1 protein-coding gene is annotated in these 2,493 nt (G+C 74.9%); it reads right to left on the reverse strand.

What is annotated here, in order from left to right; all coding sequences use genetic code 11:
• Nucleotides 1–61: 61 nt before the first annotated feature.
• The gene (locus tag ACFU6K_RS36645) at nt 62–2,365 is read right to left on the reverse strand and encodes a HelD family protein (protein WP_380670613.1); all 2,304 of its coding nucleotides are present in this window, start codon (nt 2,363–2,365) and stop codon (nt 62–64) included.
• Between the last annotated feature and the right edge of the window lie 128 nt (nt 2,366–2,493).

Raw genomic sequence — 2,493 nt, forward strand, 5'->3', positions numbered from 1 at the left:
CCCCTCACCATCCGGTGAGGGGCCTTCTTCCGTCGGGCCCGGTCGGATCCCGTAGGGTCCGTCAGCCGTGCAGCAGCGCGGGCACGCCGGCCGCGTCCGGCAGGTCGTCCGGACCGGAGAGCACGGTCAGCCGCTGGGTCGCGCGGGTCAGCGCCACGTACAGCACCCGCAGGCCGGCCTCCGACTCGCCGGCGATGCCGGTCGGGTCGGCCACCACGGTCGCGTCGTACTCCAGGCCCTTGGCCTCCAGGCTGCCCAGCACCACCACGCGCCCGCCCAGGCCCTCGGCCCAGCCGGCCGCCTCGCCCCGGCGGTCCATCGGCACCACGATCGCCACGGTGCCGTCCACCTCGGTCAGCAGCCGCTCCAGCTCGGCCCGGGCGGCCTTGCCGAAGGCCTCCGGCGCGGGGTCGGTGGTGGCCGCGAAGCGCGGCTCCACGCCGACGTGGCGCACCGCGCTCGGCGACGGGGTGCCCGGCGCGGCCAGCGCCAGCACCTTGGCCGCCACCTCGGCGATCTCGGCCGGGTTGCGGTAGTTCACGGTCAGCGTGAAGCGGCGGCGCGGCTTGCCGGACAGCACCTCGTCCAGCGCGGCCTGGGCCTCCTGCGGGAACGGCCAGGAGGACTGCGCCGGGTCGCCGACGATCGTCCAGGTGGCCATCCGGGCCCGGCGGCCGATCATCCGCCACTGCATCGGGGTGAGGTCCTGCGCCTCGTCCACGATGATGTGCGCGTACTCCGTGCGCTCGACCGGCTGGCGGTCGCGCTGGCGGGCGCTGCGGTCGGCGAAGGTGGTGACCTCGTCCAGGCCGCTCAGCAGGTCCACCGCGTCCACCTCGCGGACCTTCGGGCGGGCCGGCTCGCCGAGCAGCACCTGGAGCTCGTCGATCAGCGCGACGTCGTGCGCGGACAGCGCGCCCTCGCCCTGCGCGGACAGGTGGCGCCAGGAGGCGGCCAGCAGCCTGGCCTCGTCCGGGGTGACGGCCCGGCGGGCGATCCGGTTGGTGTGCCGGTGCTGCCGCAGCGTGCCGAGCACCCGGCGCGGGGTCAGCGCCGGCCACCAGGCGTCCAGGAAGTCCAGGAACGGCGCCTCGTCCGAGACGTACTCGTCGAAGGACTCCTTCTCCTCCTGGCGCTGCTCGCGGGCGTAGTGGTCCGCGGGCTTCGGCAGGTCCCTGGTGGCCTGCTGCCACAGGGCGTCCAGCAGCAGCCTGCGGGCGCGCGGGCGCAGCAGGTTCAGCGGGGTGCCGCCGGAGCCCACCACGTTGCCGCGCACGGCCTTCAGCCGGGAGGCGTCCAGCTTCAGCACCTCGCCCCGGGCGACCACCTTGAGCTCCTGCGGCGCGCCCAGCTCCAGCGCCGCGCGGGCGGCCCGGCGCAGCAGCTGGACCATCCGGGCCGAGCCCTTGACCCGGGCCGCCTCCGGGGTGTCGTAGGTGTCCGCCTCGATGCCGTCCACCAGCGAGCCGACCGCCCGGATGGCGACCTGGCCCTCCTCGCCCAGCGAGGGCAGCACGCCCTCGGTGTACGAGACCAGCAGCGCGGTCGGCGAGACCACCAGGATGCCCCCGGCGTAGCGGCGGCGGTCCTGGTAGAGCAGGTAGGCGGCGCGGTGCAGGGCGACGGCGGTCTTGCCGGTGCCGGGGCCGCCGGTGACCAGGGTGGCGCCCGCGGCGGCGGCGCGGATCACCTCGTCCTGCTCCTTCTGGATGGAGGAGACGATGTCGCGCATCGAGTGGCTGCGGGCGCGGCCCAGCGAGGCCATCAGCGCGCCGTCGCCGACCACCGCCAGCTCCTCGCCGTCCAGGGTCGGGGTGAGGTCGGGGCGCAGCAGGTCGTCCTCGACGCCGATCACCTTGCGGCCCTTGGAGCGGATCACCCGGCGGCGGATCACCCGGCCCGGTTCGACCGGGGTGGCGCGGTAGAAGGGGGCGGCGGCGGGCGCGCGCCAGTCGATCACCAGCGGGCCGTACTCGGCGTCCAGCACGCCCAGCCGGCCGATGTGGAGGGTCTCGGCGACGGCCGGGTCGGCCGGGTCGAGCGGGGTGTTCGACGGGATGCCGTGCTCCTCCGGGGCGTCGGCCCGCTGGAGGTCGATCCGGCCGAACAGGAAGTCCTCGAACTCGTTGTTCAGACGCTGGAGGTGGGCGCCGGCCCGGTAGACCTGGGCGTCGCGTTCGGCGAGCGCGCCGGGGGTGCCGACCTGGACCCGCTTGGCGGCGTCCTCCAGGATGTACTCGGCCTCGGCGAGCTTCTCCTCCAACCGGTGGTAGACGGTGTCGAGGTGCTGCTGCTCACCGGCGATCTCGCGTGCGCGGACGGTCTCGTGGTCGGTGGCGGGGGTGGTGGGCGTGTTGCTCTGCATGGCCTCGGTGGTAGCGGCGGAATCCGGCTCCGGAAAACGAGCGGACGGATGATCCTACGCCGCGACCCCCCGGCCGCGCTGCTCCGGAACGTACAAAAATCGAAGGCCGCCCTCCGCGGAGCGGAGGC

This window comes from Kitasatospora sp. NPDC057512 (assembly GCF_042802135.1).
Classification (GTDB): domain Bacteria; phylum Actinomycetota; class Actinomycetes; order Streptomycetales; family Streptomycetaceae; genus Kitasatospora.

What these genes read in the sequence shown, in the direction of transcription:
- ACFU6K_RS36645 (WP_380670613.1), bottom strand. Translation starts at nt 2,365, where the DNA reads ATGCAGAGCAACACGCCCACCACCCCCGCCACCGACCACGAGACCGTC.